Below are 18,952 nucleotides of genomic sequence, written 5' to 3' on the forward strand. Positions count from 1 at the left end.
TCTTTCATGGAATCGACCATCAAAACCGATACTGAATTTGCTAAGGATGTCCTGGAGGGACTTTCAGCAAAACCCAAACACCTCTCCTCTAAGTATTTTTATGATGAAAAAGGAGACAAGCTTTTTCAAAAAATTATGGGCCTACCAGAATACTACCTTACCAAAAAGGAGTTTTCTATTTTGGATAGCCATAAAGTCGAAATTTTGGCTGATTTATTGGCATCCCCTTCCTTCAATTTAGTAGAATTGGGAGCAGGAGATGGTTTGAAAACAAAAATTTTAATACGGTATTTACAAAATGAAAAGGCCAATTTCACTTATTATCCTATTGATATATCAGGCTCTGTATTAAGGGAACTTAAGACAGACCTCCAACAGTCATTTCCTGCATTGGATGTTCAGCCCATTAAGGGTACTTACAAACGAGCATTAGAAGAAAGGAAGTGGGAAAATCAACATCCCTCGCTATTACTTTTTCTTGGGGGGAATATTGGTAATTTCACCTACCAAGAGGCGTTTAGCATGTTGAACAGGATTGCTAGATCCCTAAAATCAGGGGATTATTTATTGGTCGGCTTTGATTTAAAAAAGGATCCTGCCACAATACTGAAGGCATATAATGACGCTGAAGGCGTTACAAGAGATTTTAATCTCAATATTCTTTCACGGATCAATAAAGAGCTCGGAGGGAATTTCGATATGGCAAAATTTAAGCATTGGCCCACCTATGATCCAGTAACAGGGGAGTGCCGTAGCTATTTGGTGAGTTCAGAAAAGCAAAAAGTAGAGGTCAAGGATTTGAAAAGGACTTTTTATTTTGAAAATGCGGAGGCTATTCACACCGAGATTTCCAAGAAATATAGCCATGAAGAATTGGAGGAATTGGCCGTGAAAAGTGGCTTTCGGGTAATTCGGGATTTTGATGATCCTGACCATTATTTTACCGATGCCCTTTGGCAGAAGCAATGAAGGTTTTGTTTCTTGATAGGGGTATGGTATCTTCGCCTTCCTTTGAAGAAAACCGTTCATGAAAAGTAAGCCTTTTACCTATTTATTTTATGTCCAATATTTTGGGTATCGATATCACGGTTGGCAGAAACAACCGGGAGTGAAAACTGTCCAAGAGATGCTGGAAAGGAGTTTCAAGGGATGGCTAGGGCATGGTGAATTTAAGCTTCTTGGTGCAGGGAGGACGGATGCAGGGGTTTCCTGTATGCAAGGAGCTTTTGAGCTATTTTCTGCCACAGAGGAACAGTTGGATGGGATGGTAAAAGGGGTGAATGCATTTTTACCGGATGATATCCGGCTATTGTCCGTGGAACCTATCGGGCAGGATTTTAATATTATCCAAGATGTCAGGGAAAAGGAGTACCGCTACTATTTTTCCTATGGTGCCAAACCTCATCCGTTTTCTGCGCCTTTTGTGGTGGTTTTTCCGGAACAGCTTGACGTCAAATTGATGCAGGAAGCGGCCTTGTATTTTGAAGGCTTAAACGATTTTCGAAATTTTTGTACCAAACCAAAGTCGGATGCGGTTTTTACGAGGGAAGTTTTTGCTTCATCCGTGAAGGAATATAAACAACCAGAGATGGAGTGGGATTTGCAGGCTCCTACTTACTGTTTTAGTGTGAAAGGCAAGGGGTTTATGCGAAACCAAGTGCGGTTAATGATGGGGACGCTTTATGATATTGGAAGAGGGAAGTTAACCATCCGTGAACTCCAAGAAGCCCTGAAAGGTCATAGGAATGTATTTCCCTTGAGTGAAAAAGCACCTGCTCGCGGATTAGTGCTAAACCAGGTCCTGTTTAAAAAATAAGAGCCCTCTTCTCCTGAAAAGGGCTCTTAATAATTAGACTTCGATTATTCAAAAAACTTTTTAAGTCCTTCGATTTTTTGTGCGAGAGAAGCTTCTACTTTTCTATAGGCGTCCCTATTGGGAAGGCTTTCATTGACTGAAATATAATATTTGATTTTTGGTTCTGTTCCAGATGGACGGGCAGAAATCTTGCTGCCATCCTCAAGGTAAAATTGGATGACATTACTTTTGTCCAAGTCCAAGTCCTCTTCTGTTCCATCTGCGATATTATAAACTTTGCTTTCCTTTACATCAACTACTTTCACCACTTTGGTACCGTTGATGGCCTCAGGCCTGTTGGTCCTAAAACCGTGCATTAATTGTTGGATCTGTTCGGCGCCGTCTTTGCCTTTTTTGGTTACGGATATGAGGGATTCTTTGTAAAATCCATACGATTGATAAATCTCCGCGAGCACATCAAAGAGGGTCATGCCTTTTTCTTTGTAATAGGCCACTACTTCGGCCAACATGGCACAAGCAGAAACACCATCTTTGTCCCTTACGGCATCACCCACTAAGAAACCATAACTTTCCTCACCACCTCCGACAAACTGCTTCTTTCCTTCCAGTTCACGGATGATGGCAGCTATGTTTTTAAAACCTGTCAGAACGCGGTAACATGGGATGTTAAATCCGTGGCAAATCTCTTCAATAAGCTCCGTCGTGACGATGGTATTGACCATAAACTGATCTCCGGTGAACAAGCCGTGCTCTCTCCACTGGTTTAGCAGGTAATATGTAAGAATGCTACCGGTTTGGTTGCCATTGAGCAGTTCGTATTCGCCCTTTTCGTTAGGAATGGCAGCGGCATAACGATCTCCATCAGGATCACAGGCCAGCACAAGTTCAGCATTGACTTCCTTAGCAAGTTTCAGCGAAAGGCTAAGGGCTTCGGCTTCCTCTGGATTTGGGTAAACCACTGTAGGAAAAGTACCGTCAGGCGCTTCTTGCTCCTTCACAACATGTATGTTTTCAAACCCAAAGGTTTTTAGGGCAGCAGGAACCATTTTTCCCGAAGCTCCATGAATGGGAGAAAACACGATGCACATATCCCGTTGGTTAAGGATGGCTTTTGGCGAAAGGCTGAATTTTTTGATGTCATTGAGGTAGGTCAGATCCATCTCTGCACCGATATATTCGATCAATGCATCATTTTTATCCCATTTTACATCATCAATGGATTTGATTTTCTGCACTTCCATGATGATGTTTTTGTCATGTGGGGCGACGATCTGTCCACCATCTTCCCAATAAGCTTTATAGCCATTATATTCTTTTGGATTATGGGAAGCGGTAATCATTACGCCGCTTTTGCATCCATAATGCCTGATGGCGTAGGAAAGCATAGGCGTTGGACGCATTTCTTCAAAATACTTTACTTTGATACCGTTGGCGGTAAGGACATTGGCAGTAGTCTCTGCAAAAAGCGTATTGTTTATCCTGGAATCATGGGTGATGGCGACCTTAATATCCTCACCAGGAAAACAGGCAAGCAGGTAATTGGCCAATCCCTGTGTGGCCATGCCTACGGTGTACACATTCATGCGGTTAGAACCAATTCCCATTACGCCACGAAGCCCACCGGTTCCGAACTCCAGGTCCTTGTAAAAGGCATCCACAAGTTCTGAAGAATCTGATGCGTCCAATAGCTGTTGGATTTTAGTTTTACTTTCTTGGTCAATGTTGCTGTTTAGCCACGATTGGGCTTTGGTAATAATGGATGTGTCTGTCATGTTTAATAAAAAGCTTAAAATGAAATTCTAATTTAAGCATTATTGCGTTTAATGCCACTCTAGGTGATTAGAGATGTACAAAATGTAAAAAAACATTTACTTTTTGTACATCATAGGTTGTTCTTCCAAATCAAACTTACAAATTACCTCTTAGGTTTTGTTCTCGTTCGATAGCTTCAAACAGTGCTTTGAAATTACCTTTTCCGAATGATTGCGCTCCTTTTCGCTGAATGATTTCATAGAAAAGGGTAGGGCGGTCTTGTACGGGTCTGGTAAAGATCTGTAGCAGGTATCCCTCTTCATCCCGGTCTACTAAAATGTTCAGTTGTTTTAACGCCTCAATAGCCTCGTCTATTTTGCCTACTCGATCTTTTAAGTTGTCATAGTAATTATCTGGTACCATCAGAAACGAGACTCCCCGCTTTCGCAATTCACTTACTGTAGAAATAATATCATCGGTAGCTATGGCGATGTGCTGGACTCCAGGTCCATTGTAGAAATCAAGGTACTCTTCGATCTGGGATTTCTTTTTTCCTTTGGCAGGTTCGTTTATGGGGAATTTAATATAACCATTGCCGTTTGAAACTACTTTTGACATAAGGGCAGAGTATTCGGTGGAGATGTCTTTGTCATCAAAGGTGACCAATAGGTTGAAGCCCATGACCTTTTTATAAAAACTTACCCATTCGTTCATCTCTCCCCAGCCTACATTGCCCACACAATGATCAATGTGCTTAAGCCCGACGGAGGTCGTGTTGATGCCTTTTTCAACCCGATAGCCAGGCAAAAAAGGCCCGCTATAGTTTTTACGTTCTACAAAAGTATGAATGGTTTCTCCATATGTACAAATTGAAGCAACCTTTACCGAGCCATTGGAATCTTGGGTAATGCGGGGAGATTCGTGACTGACGGCTCCTCTTGATGTGGTTTCTTGCCAAGCTTTATCCGCATCGTCTACCCCCAATGCCAAGACTTTTACACCATCTCCGTGTTTTGAGACATGCTTGGCTATTGGATGGTCTTGGTATAGCGCCGTGGTGAGGACGAGTCGAATCTTTCCTTGTTTGAGGACATAAGAAGCACGGTCCCTGATACCGGTTTCAGGCCCTGCATACGCCACAAGTTCAAAGCCAAAAGCTGCTTGGTAATACATGGCGGATTGTTTGGCATTTCCCACATAAAATTCGACGTGGTCGGTGCCGTTAATGGGAAGAAAATCATTGTTCATGGTAAAGTGTTTTGGGTTTATATCTAAATCAAATATAATAGTTAATAAGTGAAATTAACAGTACGGAAGGAGCTCGAAAAGCTGTTTGCCAATTATTATTAATTATGTGTTTTGAGGGGGAATTATACTGTTTCATATGGCCTGTTTCTGTATTGATAGTTTGTTATACTGGTATATGGCCTTGAGGTTTTTAGGAAATACTTTGGGGATAAATTAAGATTAAAGCTTTCTTTTTGGAAACTCTCAGTGGATTATCTAATTTCATGATTCATTTGAAAATCAAGTAACATAATAATGGATTTAAATAAGTTAGATAAGGACCTAACCGCTATTGTAGAGAAGAGGATTGAACTGAGTAAGTTGACCTATGCAGATGAAGACTATGATGTTATCGAGGAGGCGATGCATGATCTGGAAGATGATTTCAATGAGGAGTTTGGGGATGCGTTGGAGGGAGAATTGGAGAAAATTTACGAAAAGCTTGATTCAGATACGGATATTCTTCTTCCTTCTGCCTATTTGGCCAATAAATACATCCCAATGTTGCCTGATGCAAAAGGGGTTGTTTCTTATGAAGTAAAAGGTAAAGAAGGGGTGCCAATTGAGTCGGAACAGTTTGATGGGCAGGATGTGCGGATCATCATCATTCCCAATCCTACGCGTTTTGTCATGCAAATAAATGGCGTACCAATGAAAGATTTGTGGCGATCACGATAAAACTAAAAAAGCCGAACAGTGGTAAAACACAGTTCGGCTTTTTTGTTTACTTAAAGTGATATTAAGGTTCCGGATAGGAGATTGTTTTCGATCTGATGCTGCTTACCGTTTATGGTTATCTTTATATTTTTATGTCTCGGATCAGGGGAGGTAAGGGTAAGACCTTCTGAAGATTTAATGAAATACACAGGAACATCAGAAGTGACTGTCAGTTTCCCCATTTTCATTTCTTTATTCGGCGTCCATATTACGCCTGCCATGAGCCCATCACTAAATTCAATGGCTTGTAAGTCAGCTGAGTTGCTTAATATTTTCCAAAAGGGTTGTTGGTGGAGGTTGTCTGCAGCTTCTAAGGAAGGTACGTTTGCGACATAATAATCGAAGTTTCCTATGTCATGTTTAATGTACGGAAGAAAAACTTTTTTTTGACGGGATGCTTCTCCTCTGTACTTTATATTAATGTCTCCCCAGGATGCTTTGGTATTGGATAATTTTACCCCAAACTTTTTTGCGGAGGAAGAGCCATAGCTAAACCCATCGTGATATACCCATCCTTCATCGGTAAGGTCATAATCACCACTGGTAGGAAATACCTTTTCTCCTGATTTCACCCAACCGGCCCATAGAGACTGGTCAAGAGAGGTGATGGATTCACCATTTGATGAGTGGAGATTTGAAACCATTGCGATCATGACATTTTTGTAGGTAAACCATGATTTATGAGCCGTAAGAATCGTATTTTCCTCGTGGTTTTTCAATTCATAGTCCATTACAGCTACTCCTGCGGCATCTGCCGAAAGACTACCTGTAAATGGTTTTCGCCTGTAACCATCCGTACCTTCTACGTGTGTAAATCCCGGTATTAAGTCCCAATTCCAAAAGGGCATCAGATTATAATATTCCTTTCCGCTTTTAAGAAAATAAGTATTGCCGTAATTCATGAATTTACCTTTTAGGTTTTCTCCATTAAAACTTTCGACAGGGAGATTCCTATTCGAAAGTATTTTGATAAAAAAACTGGCCTCATTGGAATGGTGAGTTAAAAAGTCAGATTTATAAAAAGACCGTGTTCCTTCAGGTGTGATGGGGAGCGGTCCCGTGAGACTTTTTAAAATTGAATCATACGGTTTTGGGTTTTCAGGATCGAGATCCTTAAGAAAATTGACCGTTTCTGAAGATACCGTACCTTCCAAAGCATATTTTCTGCTAGCGGCTCTATCAATTGTAGGAGGTACCGTGTAGGGTCCACGTGCCATCCACCACATACCTTCTGTTAAGAATTTTCGAAGGATATCAACTTTTTCTTGCGGAAAGGCAAAGGAAGTACCGTCAAGTTCCCAGGCGATTCTAGCGCTGATTTCTAAATATGCCCCACCATAACTAAACTGTTGGAGGCGCTCTTTGTGATGGTAAAAACTGTAATCTTCTTGGATTCCAGACGGTGCGCCGATCTGGATTTCGTTCACAATTTTTGCTATGGCTTCCTTGGCCTTTTCCTGATCATCTACGAGTAAGGCGTAGTGGAGAACGTTATCAGCTAACCAAATGAGGTTAGCTCCTGACTTATAAATTTTGATCTTGGAGGCGTAGTCCAGGATTTTCTGGTAATTAGCAGCAGTGAGTTTGTCGCCTAAAAGGATAGCTGTATTCAGTAAAGACCTGGGAATGGAAACTTGCATGGGAAACCAGTTTCTGTTTACATAATCTTCATTTAACCAATGGTCTAGCGCGGCATTTACGATGTCAACAAGTTTTTGGTTGTTATAATAATCTGAGTGAGCATCGAAATAAGCGTAACTAAGGTACGAGATACGATAAATATGGGAAGAGGGATCCCAACCAGTTTTATCCGTGTCTTGATAGTTTAGGTCCTTCCACTTTCCGGTGCTTTTATCGAATCTGTCGATAAGATTGGATACGTTGTTATCCTTGACAGTATTCCGAAGTAATACAGATCTATATTTTTTCAAGATTATATCCCCTTCGCTAGTCGTAAAGGCATATGTGCAAAAAGAGATCAAAAATAGAATAGAAAGCAGTGTTGTTTTTTTCAAGACAAATGGTTTTGAATATGTGTAATGTTAAAATAAAGGTTTTGAAGCACTTAGGTAAGTGGCTTGAGATTTTATTTTATTTGCAATATCTGTGGAAAAGGCTTCAGCCCCTATAAGGTTCATGTGGTTTGGATCATTGTAAAATGTTTTATTTCTCGTAAAGCGAGTGTCATTTAAATAGTCGATAAAAACAATGTCCTTTCTGTTTTTGAGGTATTCTATTGTTTTTGTACTGATGACTTTTTCCTTATAATTAGGAGAGGTGATTACGAAAACCTGTGTTCCTTTTTCTCGCAATGAAGAGATGAAATTATCAAAAAGGGCAACGTACTCAGGATTTAATTCATTTTTTTCTTGAACCACCCGTTGTTCATAATTTTCATCTTTTAGCTTACCGTGTTTGGGTTTCCAGCCGTCATCTTCTAATTTCCCGTCTAACCCTTCAATGGCATATGGCCGAAAAAGGTAATAGTATGATGAATTGTAAGCGTAAAGTTTGGAGTAATTTAGAAAGGGCTCGGCATAGGAATTACGGTCTACGATACTTCGAACAGCTGGATGCTTGATGTAAAATGGACGTAAAATTCCTGCGGCTCTATCAAAGAAGGAATACTCTTCTTCAGTATATTCCAAAAATATATCTTCTACATTGATAATGGCGATTTTAGGGGAATGCCTATTCGTAACACCTTCGTTCATGGCATACATGAAGGGTAGGCTCTGTCCACCACGACCTGAGTTCCAACATGTAAGTCCTAAAGATTCTTCAAATATCCTTGGAACGTAATTGCTTTCTGCACGTGAACTGCCATAAATTATAATATCCTCTTCACATTCTTTAAGGGTGTACTGGATTTTATAAAACCGGCCATCTGGACTGTTTTTTAAGGTCATATCCAAGGCCAGACCAATCACATAATCCAATGCAATGAAACTTGCTATGATGATGAATGTGTTTTTAATCAATTTCTTCATGGCACCATTTTTTTAGAATTGAAAGTAAATAAATTGACTGTTGTCAAATACCCCAAAAGTGGTAATAAACATCATTAGGATGACGATGGCAGCATAGCGTACGATAGGACTTCGATGATACAGGAACTGGTAATTTGGCTTAAATTCCATTATATAATCATGTAGTAATAGTATGAACAGTCCCATCACCCCGAATAGAAATATCCCTTTGTCCCCAAAGTAGAGACCAGTACCTTGGAAGGTGACAATTCTTTGGAGCACAGTCATGGCATCACTGACCGATGGTGCCCTAAAGAATACCCAAGCCAGGCATGTTAATCCGAATACAATTAGCCAATTGATGGCTTTGGGAAGCTTAAATTTCAAGACGTATTTTTCCATGATCTGATAGAATCCGTGGAGTGCTCCCCAGATGATATACGTCCAGTTGGCTCCGTGCCAAAAACCACTGATGATAAAAGTGATCATTAAGTTTATTCCAGCCCTAAAATCACCCTGTCTATTTCCTCCTATCGGAATATAGACGTAGTCTTTAAACCAAGTAGAGAGAGAAATATGCCATCTGCTCCAAAATGATTTAAAGGAGGTAGCGAAGTAAGGACGACGAAAATTATCCATTAAATGAAAGTCAAAAAGTTTGGCGCAGCCTATGGCAATAAGCGAATAGCCTGCAAAATCACAATAGATCTGGAATGCAAAAAAGGCATGGGCTGTAAACAATGTCAGCCAAGAGTGTCTTTCAAGTAGCATGTATACATCATCTACGTAAATGGCCAACCTATCAGCTACCACCACTTTCATAAACAAGCCCCACAGCATTAGCTTTCCACCTTGTGAGATCATGTCGTAGGAGAATTTTCGCTTTCTTGAAAATTGGGGCAGTAGATGGCTTGCACGTTCGATAGGTCCGGCGACGAGTTGGGGAAAGAAACTTACAAACGTGAAAAATGCTACAATGTCCTTAGTGGGCTCAAGCTTTCTCTTGTAAATATCTATAGTGTAGCTAAGGGTTTGAAAAGTATAAAAACTAATTCCAACGGGTAGGATAATGCTCAACCTGCTCGCTTCTAGGGGTTTTCCGAGTAATGTGAAGGCGTCGTTTAAGCTGTCTAAAAAAAAGTTGAAATATTTAAAATAGCACAAAAAACCGATGTTGATAAATACACTTAAGAACAATAGGAGTTTGCGTTGGGATACTTTTGTAGCTTTATGAAGGTTTAACCCAATGGTGTAGTCAACGATCGAACTAAAAAGAATCAAAAATAGAAATCTCCAATCCCACCACCCGTAAAAGAAATAGCTGGCGATAAGCAACCAAATGTTTTGACCTTTTACGGTGTTTTTAAGTACCAACCAGTAAATGAAAAACACTATAGGAAGAAAGAATGCGAATTCTATGGAGTTGAACAGCATAATAACGACAGATTTTAAAGAAAAAAACAATTATGTCGTTACGAATATATTAAAAAGTATTTTAAAATATAAAATTTGTATTTTAAATATATATAAAATTGAGCCGGGACATTACAGTCCCGGCTTCGATGGGTATTTAATGATGGCGATTGCCTATCTATATCCTAATTTTGTCCTTACGCGATCTAGTGTATTTTGGGCTATTTCCCTAGCTTTTGCTTCACCTTCAGCCAGTTTGGCATCCAGCTCATTCAGGTTATTCATGTAGTAGTCAAAAATCTCTCGTTCCTTACCATACTTCTCTAAGATCAACTCAAGAAATTCTTTCTTAGCATGGCCATAACCAAAGTTTCCGCCAAGGTATTTTTCACGAAGGGCCTTTGTCTGCTCTGGTGTGGCAATCAGGCTATAAAGCTTAAATACATTACAGGTGTCAGGGTCTTTTGGCTCTTCTAGTGGAGTACTGTCGGTTACGATACTATTGACATTCTTTTTGAGCTGCTTGGGAGGTAGAAAGATGTCGATATAGTTATTATAGGATTTGCTCATTTTTTGGCCATCGGTCCCTGGTATGATCATGACATTTTCATTTACCCTAGAAGTTGGAATCGCCAGGATTTCTTCTTCCATCCTATGATTAAATGCATTGGCGATGTCCCGTGTCATTTCCAGGTGCTGCAGCTGGTCTTTGCCTACGGGGACAATATCTGCATCAAAGATCAAGATGTCCGATGCCATGAGTACAGGGTAAGTGAACAACCCGGCATTGATATCGGATAGCTTATCGGATTTATCTTTAAAGCTATGGGCATTGGCCAGCATAGGGAAAGGAGTGAAGCAGCTGAGGTACCAAGTCAGTTCGGCAATTTCAGGAATTCTGGATTGGCGATAAAAGGTGGTTTTACTGATATCCAGACCAAAAGCCAGCCAAGCAGCTGCTACTGCATGGATATTTTCTTTTCGCTGTTCGCCATCCTTAATGGTAGTGAGCGAGTGAAAATCCGCAATAAAAATAAATGAATCGTTATCGTCTTTTTTCGTCAGTTCAATTGCTGGAATGATCGCACCTAGGATGTTTCCTAAATGAGGCCTTCCAGAGCTTTGAATTCCAGTTAATACTCTTGCCATCGATTAATTTTTTGTTGCAAATTAAATAAAATAGGACACAATTCGCCCGAATTTTACCGTTATTTGTGAGCATGAAAAATATCCAGTTCATATCCTTAAGTGTACTAATTAATTTTGCTTTTTTATTATCTGTTCATGCTCAGGCTGTTGTGGAATCTCCGCTCATTTGGGAAAGGCAGAAGGCATCACTTGGTTCGGTGATGGAAGAATATGGAAAAGTTACCACAGAATTTTTTGTGGCCAATGATGGTGATGCGCCTGTGATCATTGAAGAAGTAGAAACCGATTGTGGCTGTACTACGGTTGATTTTGTATCGGATACCTTGCTTCATAACCAAATTGGCGCCATCAAGGTGGACTATCAGCCTACTGGTTTTGGTGGTGATTTTGAGAAAAAAGTTGTCGTAAAAACCAATATCAACCCCGCTGGCGATACGCTTTACCTAGAAGGGTTTAACATTCCCTATCCAGAAAATGTGGCTTCCTATTATGACTATAAAGTAGGAAGTTTGGGATTTAGGTTTAGTTCTATCAATATGGGAGATGTATTTACGAATGAACCCAAAATCAAATATGTCGATTTTTATAATTTCAAGGACCTTCCCATAACCTTGGATCATGACCATAGTGGTTTGCCTGCTCATGTAAAAATTAACATGATTCCTGCTATTGTCCCAGCTAAATCCCGTGGTTTACTGGCCATCCAATATGATGGTGCAGAGAAAAATGACTTAGGTTTCTTTGATGAACAGGTGGCTTTTAAAATTGAATCTAGAGGTGATCAAGGCGTTGAATTGAGGTTATTGACCACCGTTCAGGAGTATTTTGCCCCTGTTCCAAAAAGTGAGGTCAACCAAGTTCCCCGGTTGGGGGTATCAGAAGTGGAGGTGGATTTGGGTCGGATTTCCAGTAAAGAGACCGTCCATCATGAGATTACGCTTAGCAACATGAGCCCTAAGGAAGTTAATATTCGGAAGGTGGTGACCAATTGTGATTGTATGCAATTCCAATTGCCATCCTATGATTTGTCCCCAGGAGACAAGGTAACGCTAACACTGACTTTTGATCCTTCAGGTCGCTTGGGAATTGATCATAAAATGGTGTCAATATTCAGTAATGATCCTCTAAATCCTACCCGAACCATTGTGTTTAAAAGTAGGATTGACTAAAGCACTTACTTGAAGGCAGGAATACCGGTAATCTCTTGGCCTAAAATCAGCAAATGAATATCATGGGTTCCTTCATAGGTGATGACCGATTCTAAGTTCATCATATGGCGCATGATGGGATAGTCACCGGTAATTCCCATTCCGCCGTGAATCTGCCTAGCTTCTCGCGCGATCTCCAGTGCCATGGCGACATTATTGCGTTTGGCCATGGAAATTTGAGCTGACGTGGCTTTGCCTTGGTCTTTTAATGTTCCTAAGCGCCATGCCAGTAACTGGGCCTTGGTGATTTCGGTAAGCATTTCCGCTAATTTTTTCTGGACTAATTGAAATGCGGCAATAGGTTTGTCAAATTGGATACGTTCCATGGCATATCGTTTTGCAGATTCGTAGCAGTCCATTGCTGCTCCAATGGCTCCCCAGGCAATGCCATACCGCGCGGCATCAAGACACATCAGTGGAGCGCTGAGTCCAGACTTCCCCGGCAAGAGGTTTTCTTTTGGGACTTTCACATTGTCAAAGACAAGTTCACCGGTACAGCTGGCACGAAGGGACCATTTATGGTGGGTTGTTGGAGTGGTAAAGCCTTCCATGCCTCTTTCTACGATAAGTCCATGGATTCGTCCGTTTTCATCTTTGGCCCATACTACGGCTATATCGGCTTCAGGAGCATTAGAAATCCACATTTTGGCACCATTTAGTAAGTAGTGGTCGCCATTGTCTTTGAAGGATGTTGTTAAGCCGCCAGGGTTGGAGCCATGATCTGGTTCGGTAAGGCCAAAACACCCGAGCCATTCTCCTGAGGCCAGTTTTGGTAAAAACTTTTCCCGCTGCTCTTCCGATCCGAATGCGTGGATCGGATACATGACCAAGGATCCTTGGACAGAAACCGTGGAGCGCATCCCGGAGTCTCCCCGTTCAATTTCCTGCATGATCAACCCATATGAAATATAATCTAGTCCACCCCCTCCATATTTAGCGGGAATTTGTGGCCCAAAAGCCCCAATCTCTCCAAACTTGGGGACAATTTCTGAAGGGAAATGGGCATCTTGTGCCCATTCTTCGATGTAAGGAGATACTTCCTTTTTGACAAAATCCCGGAGAGATTGTCGAATCAGTAAATGTTCTGCTGTAAACAGGTCATCGAGGCCATAAAAATCAACTCCCTCAAAGAGGTCTTGTTTGGCAGATGCGCTGTGATCCTGAATTGACGACATATAATTTTGGTTTATTGGGTTTTTAGATGGAATTTTACACTTTATATTTTGATCAAAACTTCTCTAAAGCCTCTAAAATATAGCCAAGAAGTTTGAAAAAATGACAGCAAGGCTGCAAAAAATATATCCATGAGCAAGGAGCAACCATCTAAGGAGATCATCGAAAAAATCCAGTTGTTACATGAAAAGTATAAGGCCTCCGGCCAGGACATGCTGTCCTATTTGGAGGGGCTGTTGTATGCCGATTACCTAACCTACTGGGATTATATCAACCTCGATACACTGCTGACCTTACAGCAACCCAAAACGTCTTTTAAGGATGAAAAAATCTTTATCATTTATCATCAAATAACCGAACTTTACTTTAACCTGATCATATGGGAGTTGGAGCAAATATGTGAAAAGGATAGGGTAGATGGGGGATTTTTAAAGCTGCGGTTGGAACGAATCATCATGTATTTTGACCAACTGATATCGTCCTTTTCGGTGATGTGGAAAGGGATGGAAAAAGAGCAGTTTTTAAAGTTTAGGATGTCTCTTCTGCCATCGAGTGGGTTTCAGAGTGCCCAGTACCGCATTATTGAAATCATGTCTACCGAAATTCAGTGCTTGGTGAATTTACAGGAAAGAGAGGATTACCGGGATATTAACCTCACCAATGTGGACAGTCTTTTTGACATTCTCTATTGGCAATTTGGGGCCAAAGAGCTGGCTACCGGAGAGAAAACCCTTACCTTGAAGACCTTTGAGGAAAAATATGGAAAGCAATTGAAGGAACTGATCCTGAAGTGCAGGAAGAAGAATTTGTGGAAAATATACCAACACTGTCCTGATATTGACGAAGAATTGACGGAGATGATGAGGACACTGGACCTTAAGGCAAATGTCTATTGGCCATTGGCTCATTATAAATCGGCGGTTAGATATCTCCATAAGGCTCCTGCCGATATTGCGGCAACAGGAGGGACCAATTGGCAAAAATACCTTCCACCGCGTTTTCAAAAAGTAGTCTTTTATCCTGAACTTTGGACGGAGCAGGAAATGAAGGAATGGGGTAAAGGTTGGGTTGTCAAGGAGATCTTTGGGCAGGAGAATGTGGAGTAAAAAGTAAACCACATGGCCTGTTCTAGCTATAGAATAGAATGAATTACCTGAAATATACATTAGCCAATCTATCACGATCTGAAGCGAAATAAAAGCCTTTAGTCTGCTGGTTCCGGATAGGCCACGAGCGATCCAGAAACGCTGTCGGCAAACAGGCTGTTTTTTATCAATTCAATGGATCCAAAACGGTCGTCTGGATAGGTTATCAATTGACATGTATCATTCGGGTTTACGGATAATATCCTACAAAATGAGAAAAGAAATAGAGCTTAAGTTGAGCCCCGAAGAGGCCTTTGACCAGCAGCAATTTGAAAGTATTGTGGTCAAGTCATTAGGCTTGGACGTGAAGTCAGATAACGTTATCATTCGGGCGTTAAAGCGCTCCATAGATGCGCGGGGGAGGAAAGTGAAAGTCAATGTTACAGTCGAAATATTTTTGAACGAAACCCCTCCGCCCAGGATTACGGCTTCTGTAGATTATCCCGCTATCAGTAATGGAAAAACTGTGATCATCGTGGGGGCTGGGCCAGCAGGACTTTTTGCGGCACTTCGAGTCATAGAACTGGGAGGAAAACCGATCGTGTTGGAGCGGGGAAAGGATGTACGTACGCGTCGTCGGGATTTGGCGGCCATTAATAAGGAACACCTTGTAAATCCCGAATCCAACTACTGTTTCGGCGAGGGAGGGGCAGGTACCTATTCGGATGGAAAACTCTATACCCGATCCAAAAAGCGAGGAGATGTAAGGCGGATTCTTGAGATCATGGTGGCCCATGGGGCGCGTGAAGATATACTGGTGGATGCTCATCCACACATTGGTACCAATAAATTGCCTCAGCTGGTAAGTAAGCTTCGGGAGAGCATTTTGGGGGCAGGTGGAGAAATCTTTTTTGATACCAAAGTTACGGACTTTATTCTGAAAGACGGAGAAATGATTGGAGTAGTGACCGCTGAAGGGAAGCGGATCGAAGGTATCGGGGTAATTTTGGCCACGGGCCATTCTGCTCGGGATATTTTTCATTTGCTTCATTCAAAAGGCGTCTTTTTAGAAGCAAAACCATTTGCCCTAGGGGTAAGGGTGGAGCATGACCAGGGACTGATCGATCAGATTCAGTATCACTGTACCAGCGAAAGGGGGCCCTATTTACCGGCTTCGTCCTATGCATTGGTACAGCAAACCATGTTTGGTGGGAAGCAGCGTGGTGTATTTTCTTTTTGTATGTGTCCGGGAGGGTTTATCGTTCCGGCGGCCACCTCGCCAGGAGAGCTGGTCGTTAATGGCATGAGTCCAAGTAGAAGGGATAGCAAATTTGCCAATTCTGGAATTGTAGTGGCTGTGGAACTGGAAGATATTCCGGCGCAGTATCATCGCTTCGGTCCTTTATCAGCGATGATGTTTCAGGCCGATGTGGAGAAGGCTGCCTGGCAATCAGCAGGGAGTACCCAAGTGGCACCTGCACAGCGTTTAGTGGATTTTGTCGAAGGCAGGACAAGTCAATCTCTGCTCGACACTTCTTATCAGCCGGGACTGGCACCTGTAAACATGGCCAAAGAGGTATTGCCGGAATTTATTTCAGTAAGATTGCAGCAGGCATTTAAGGGGTTTGGCCAGAAAATGAACGGGTATTTGACCAATGATGCCCAAATTGTAGGGGTGGAAAGCAGGACTTCTTCTCCTGTGCGGATCCCTCGGGACCGGGAGCGTTTTGAGCACACAGAGGTGAAGCGGTTTTATCCCTGTGGTGAAGGGGCAGGATATGCAGGTGGCATTGTTTCTGCTGCGATGGATGGTGAGCGTTGTGCGGAAAAATTAATGGAAACCTATGGGAAATAAGACTTTAAAAAAGACAGTGATTATTGGGGCTACAAGCAATCCCCAGAAATATGCTTTTTTGGCAGCAGAAATGCTTCAGGAACATGGGCAGCCCTTTGTCCCCTTGAGTATCCATGGAGGGGAAGTACTGGGGGAAAACATCTTAGACCTGAAAGAGAAGCCAGCAGTGCCTGACGTGCATACGGTGACGCTGTATATCAATTCAAGTCATCAGCCTGAATGGGAAAATTATCTCATCTCATTACAGCCAAAACGTGTCATATTCAACCCTGGTGCTGAAAATCAATCATTTAAAGAGCGACTTGAAGCCGAAGGGATTGAGGCTGTAGAGGCTTGTACTTTGGTGATGCTCAGAACCGGGCAATTTTAGCGGTAAAGATCAATAATGAGTGTTGATTTTTTGGGGTTTTGTCACTGTTTTGTGGCAAAAATGTCGTATTATTAGAGGCTGAAACTGAAATTGAAGTAAGAGGATATATTCCTCTTTATTCTTTTATAAATCCAATTATGAGTAAAGAACAAGCGTCGAATTTAGGGGAATATTCCGCGGGGAATATTCAAATCTTAGAAGGATTAGAAGCGGTAAGGAAAAGGCCCGCCATGTACATTGGTGATGTAGGGGTAAAAGGCCTCCATCACCTGATATGGGAAGTGGTCGATAACTCCATTGATGAGGCCCTTGCCGGGCATTGTGATACGATTCACGTCACTGTCCTTGAAGATAATTCAGTTCAAGTGGAAGACAATGGCCGAGGAATACCTACGGACATGCACGAAAAGGAAAAGCGGTCAGCCCTGGAAGTGGTGATGACAGTGTTGCACGCTGGAGGTAAATTTGACAAGGACACCTATAAAGTTTCTGGTGGTCTCCACGGTGTAGGGGTTTCCTGTGTAAATGCACTCTCCACCCACCTTAAAGCAACCGTTTATCGAAACGGAAAGGTTTTTGAGCAGGAATATTCCAGAGGTGTTCCACAAACGGGCGTAACGGAAATTGGCGAGACGGAAAAGCGTGGTACGATCATCCACTTTGTCCCTGATGGGGATATTTTTACGGTGACGGAATATAAGTACGAAACCATTGCCAATCGTTTACGTGAAATGGCCTTCTTGAATGCAGGCGTGAGGATATTCTTTAAGGATATGCGCGAATTGGACGAAGAAGGTAACCCGAAATCAGATGAGTTTTTCTCTGAGGGTGGTTTGATAGAATTTGTAGAATACCTGGACGAAACACGAGAAAAAATCATCCAAGAGCCAATTTACATCGAATCAGAGAAGAATGCAGTGCCTGTACAAGTGGCCATGAGCTATAATTCGTCCTTTTCTGAAAATGTGGTTTCTTACGTCAATACCATCAATACCTATGAAGGAGGAACGCATGTTTCCGGATTTAGAAGGGCATTGACGCGGACGTTAAAGGGCTATGCGGATAAATCAGGCATGCTCGATAAGGTGAAGTTTGATGTCTCTGGAGACGATTTTAGGGAAGGATTAACAGCCGTGATTTCGGTAAAGGTGGCCGAGCCACAATTTGAAGGGCAGACCAAAACCAAATTGGGTAACTCAGAAGTGGTCAGTGCGGTGGACAGTGCGGTGTCAGAAGTGCTACAGTATTGGCTTGAAGAGCACCCTAAGGAAGCAAAGATCATTGTCGGAAAGGTCGTTCTTGCTGCGCAAGCGCGTCATGCCGCCAGGAAGGCGAGAGAGATGGTTCAGCGGAAAAATGTCCTTGGAGGTGGTGGCCTTCCCGGAAAGTTGGCGGATTGTGCCAATACCAATCCTGAAGTTTGTGAGCTTTATCTGGTGGAAGGGGACTCTGCGGGAGGATCTGCTAAGCAAGGTCGAGACCGTGATTTCCAAGCTATTTTACCCCTGAAAGGTAAAATTCTTAACGTCGAAAAGGCACATGAACATAAAATTTATGATAATGACGAAATAAAAAACATTCTTACCGCTTTGGGCGTTAAGTTTGGAACGGCCGAAGATGAAAAGGAGCTAGATCTTACCAATCTTCGGTACCATAAAATCGTGATCATGACCGATGCTGATATTGATGGTTCACATATTAGAACCTTGATTTTGACATTGTTTTTCAGGTACATGAGGTCGTTGATCGAAAATGGATATGTTTATATTGCATTGCCACCACTTTACCTCCTGAAAAAAGGAAAAGACGAGCGGTACTGTTGGAGTGAAGATGAACGGATAAAGCTGACTAAGGAGATGGCAGGTGATGGCAAGACCGACAATGTGGGCATACAGCGTTACAAAGGTCTCGGAGAGATGAATCCAGAGCAGCTGTGGACCACGACAATGGATCCGGAAAGCCGTACACTAAAACAAGTAACCATAGAATCCGCAGCAGAAGCAGATCACTTGTTTAGTATGCTAATGGGGGATGAGGTAGCTCCGAGAAGGGAGTTTATCGAGAAAAATGCTAAATATGCTAAAATCGATACCTGATTCGAAAGGTTAATGTAAAATTAATTTTCAGGGGCTATATGCCCCTTTTTACTTATATTATT

At 41.9% G+C, this 18,952-nt stretch carries 15 protein-coding genes; 8 read left to right on the forward strand and 7 right to left on the reverse strand.

What is annotated here, in order from left to right:
* The first annotated feature begins 6 nt into the window (after positions 1-6).
* Positions 7-969, forward strand: coding sequence for an L-histidine N(alpha)-methyltransferase (gene egtD / locus ECHVI_RS14545; RefSeq protein ID WP_015266770.1), 963 nt, complete (start codon positions 7-9; stop codon positions 967-969).
* A 58-nt stretch (positions 970-1,027) separates the two neighbouring features.
* Positions 1,028-1,816, forward strand: coding sequence for a tRNA pseudouridine(38-40) synthase TruA (gene truA / locus ECHVI_RS14550; RefSeq protein ID WP_015266771.1), 789 nt, complete (start codon positions 1,028-1,030; stop codon positions 1,814-1,816).
* 44 nt (positions 1,817-1,860) lie between these two features.
* On the opposite strand, the gene ECHVI_RS14555 is transcribed toward truA, so the two are convergent.
* Both ECHVI_RS14555 and hppD read right to left on the reverse strand, forming a co-directional pair.
* Positions 1,861-3,588, reverse strand: coding sequence for a phospho-sugar mutase (locus ECHVI_RS14555; protein WP_015266772.1), 1,728 nt, complete (start codon positions 3,586-3,588; stop codon positions 1,861-1,863).
* A gap of 136 nt (positions 3,589-3,724) precedes the next feature.
* Positions 3,725-4,816, reverse strand: coding sequence for a 4-hydroxyphenylpyruvate dioxygenase (gene hppD, locus ECHVI_RS14560; RefSeq protein ID WP_015266773.1), 1,092 nt, complete (start codon positions 4,814-4,816; stop codon positions 3,725-3,727).
* Between the two features lie 294 nt (positions 4,817-5,110).
* On the opposite strand from hppD, the gene ECHVI_RS14565 reads away from it, so the two are divergent.
* Positions 5,111-5,533 carry a hypothetical protein gene (locus ECHVI_RS14565; protein ID WP_015266774.1) on the forward strand — a complete coding sequence of 141 codons (423 nt, stop codon included), beginning with the start codon at positions 5,111-5,113 and terminating at the stop codon, positions 5,531-5,533.
* A gap of 50 nt (positions 5,534-5,583) precedes the next feature.
* Here ECHVI_RS14565 and ECHVI_RS14570 read toward each other — a convergent pair whose 3' ends face one another.
* From ECHVI_RS14570 to trpS, 4 genes are all read right to left on the reverse strand, one after another.
* Positions 5,584-7,503 (reverse strand): polysaccharide lyase family 8 super-sandwich domain-containing protein, encoded by a 1,920-nt coding sequence (locus tag ECHVI_RS14570; protein WP_169316420.1) that lies wholly within the window; start codon positions 7,501-7,503, stop codon positions 5,584-5,586.
* 111 nt (positions 7,504-7,614) lie between these two features.
* Positions 7,615-8,562 (reverse strand): hypothetical protein, encoded by a 948-nt coding sequence (locus ECHVI_RS14575; protein WP_015266776.1) that lies wholly within the window; start codon positions 8,560-8,562, stop codon positions 7,615-7,617.
* Between the two features lie 12 nt (positions 8,563-8,574).
* Complete coding sequence (locus ECHVI_RS14580; protein WP_015266777.1) at positions 8,575-9,975, reverse strand: MBOAT family O-acyltransferase; 1,401 nt, start codon at positions 9,973-9,975, stop codon at positions 8,575-8,577.
* A 153-nt stretch (positions 9,976-10,128) separates the two neighbouring features.
* Positions 10,129-11,103 carry a tryptophan--tRNA ligase gene (gene trpS / locus ECHVI_RS14585; protein WP_015266778.1) on the reverse strand — a complete coding sequence of 325 codons (975 nt, stop codon included), beginning with the start codon at positions 11,101-11,103 and terminating at the stop codon, positions 10,129-10,131.
* A 71-nt stretch (positions 11,104-11,174) separates the two neighbouring features.
* Here trpS and ECHVI_RS14590 point away from each other — a divergent pair, with 71 nt between their 5' ends.
* Entirely contained in the window at positions 11,175-12,272 is a 1,098-nt protein-coding gene (locus ECHVI_RS14590) for a DUF1573 domain-containing protein (RefSeq protein WP_015266779.1), read from the forward strand.
* A gap of 5 nt (positions 12,273-12,277) precedes the next feature.
* Here ECHVI_RS14590 and ECHVI_RS14595 read toward each other — a convergent pair whose 3' ends face one another.
* Positions 12,278-13,486, reverse strand: coding sequence for an acyl-CoA dehydrogenase family protein (locus ECHVI_RS14595; RefSeq protein ID WP_015266780.1), 1,209 nt, complete (start codon positions 13,484-13,486; stop codon positions 12,278-12,280).
* Between the two features lie 129 nt (positions 13,487-13,615).
* Here ECHVI_RS14595 and ECHVI_RS14600 point away from each other — a divergent pair, with 129 nt between their 5' ends.
* The 4 genes from ECHVI_RS14600 (at position 13,616) to gyrB (ending at position 18,890) form a co-directional block, all read left to right on the forward strand.
* Positions 13,616-14,590 carry a tryptophan 2,3-dioxygenase family protein gene (locus ECHVI_RS14600; protein WP_015266781.1) on the forward strand — a complete coding sequence of 325 codons (975 nt, stop codon included), beginning with the start codon at positions 13,616-13,618 and terminating at the stop codon, positions 14,588-14,590.
* A 250-nt stretch (positions 14,591-14,840) separates the two neighbouring features.
* The gene (locus ECHVI_RS14605) at positions 14,841-16,424 is read left to right on the forward strand and encodes an NAD(P)/FAD-dependent oxidoreductase (RefSeq protein WP_015266782.1); all 1,584 of its coding nucleotides are present in this window, start codon (positions 14,841-14,843) and stop codon (positions 16,422-16,424) included.
* Positions 16,414-16,794: a CoA-binding protein gene (locus tag ECHVI_RS14610; protein ID WP_015266783.1), complete on the forward strand. Its 381-nt coding sequence runs from the start codon at positions 16,414-16,416 to the stop codon at positions 16,792-16,794. Before ECHVI_RS14605 ends, ECHVI_RS14610 begins: the two co-directional genes overlap by 11 nt.
* A gap of 137 nt (positions 16,795-16,931) precedes the next feature.
* The gene (gene gyrB, locus ECHVI_RS14615; protein ID WP_015266784.1) at positions 16,932-18,890 is read left to right on the forward strand and encodes a DNA topoisomerase (ATP-hydrolyzing) subunit B; all 1,959 of its coding nucleotides are present in this window, start codon (positions 16,932-16,934) and stop codon (positions 18,888-18,890) included.
* Positions 18,891-18,952 lie beyond the last annotated feature (62 nt).

Origin of the sequence: Echinicola vietnamensis DSM 17526, from assembly GCF_000325705.1 — a bacterium.
Taxonomy (GTDB): domain Bacteria; phylum Bacteroidota; class Bacteroidia; order Cytophagales; family Cyclobacteriaceae; genus Echinicola; species Echinicola vietnamensis.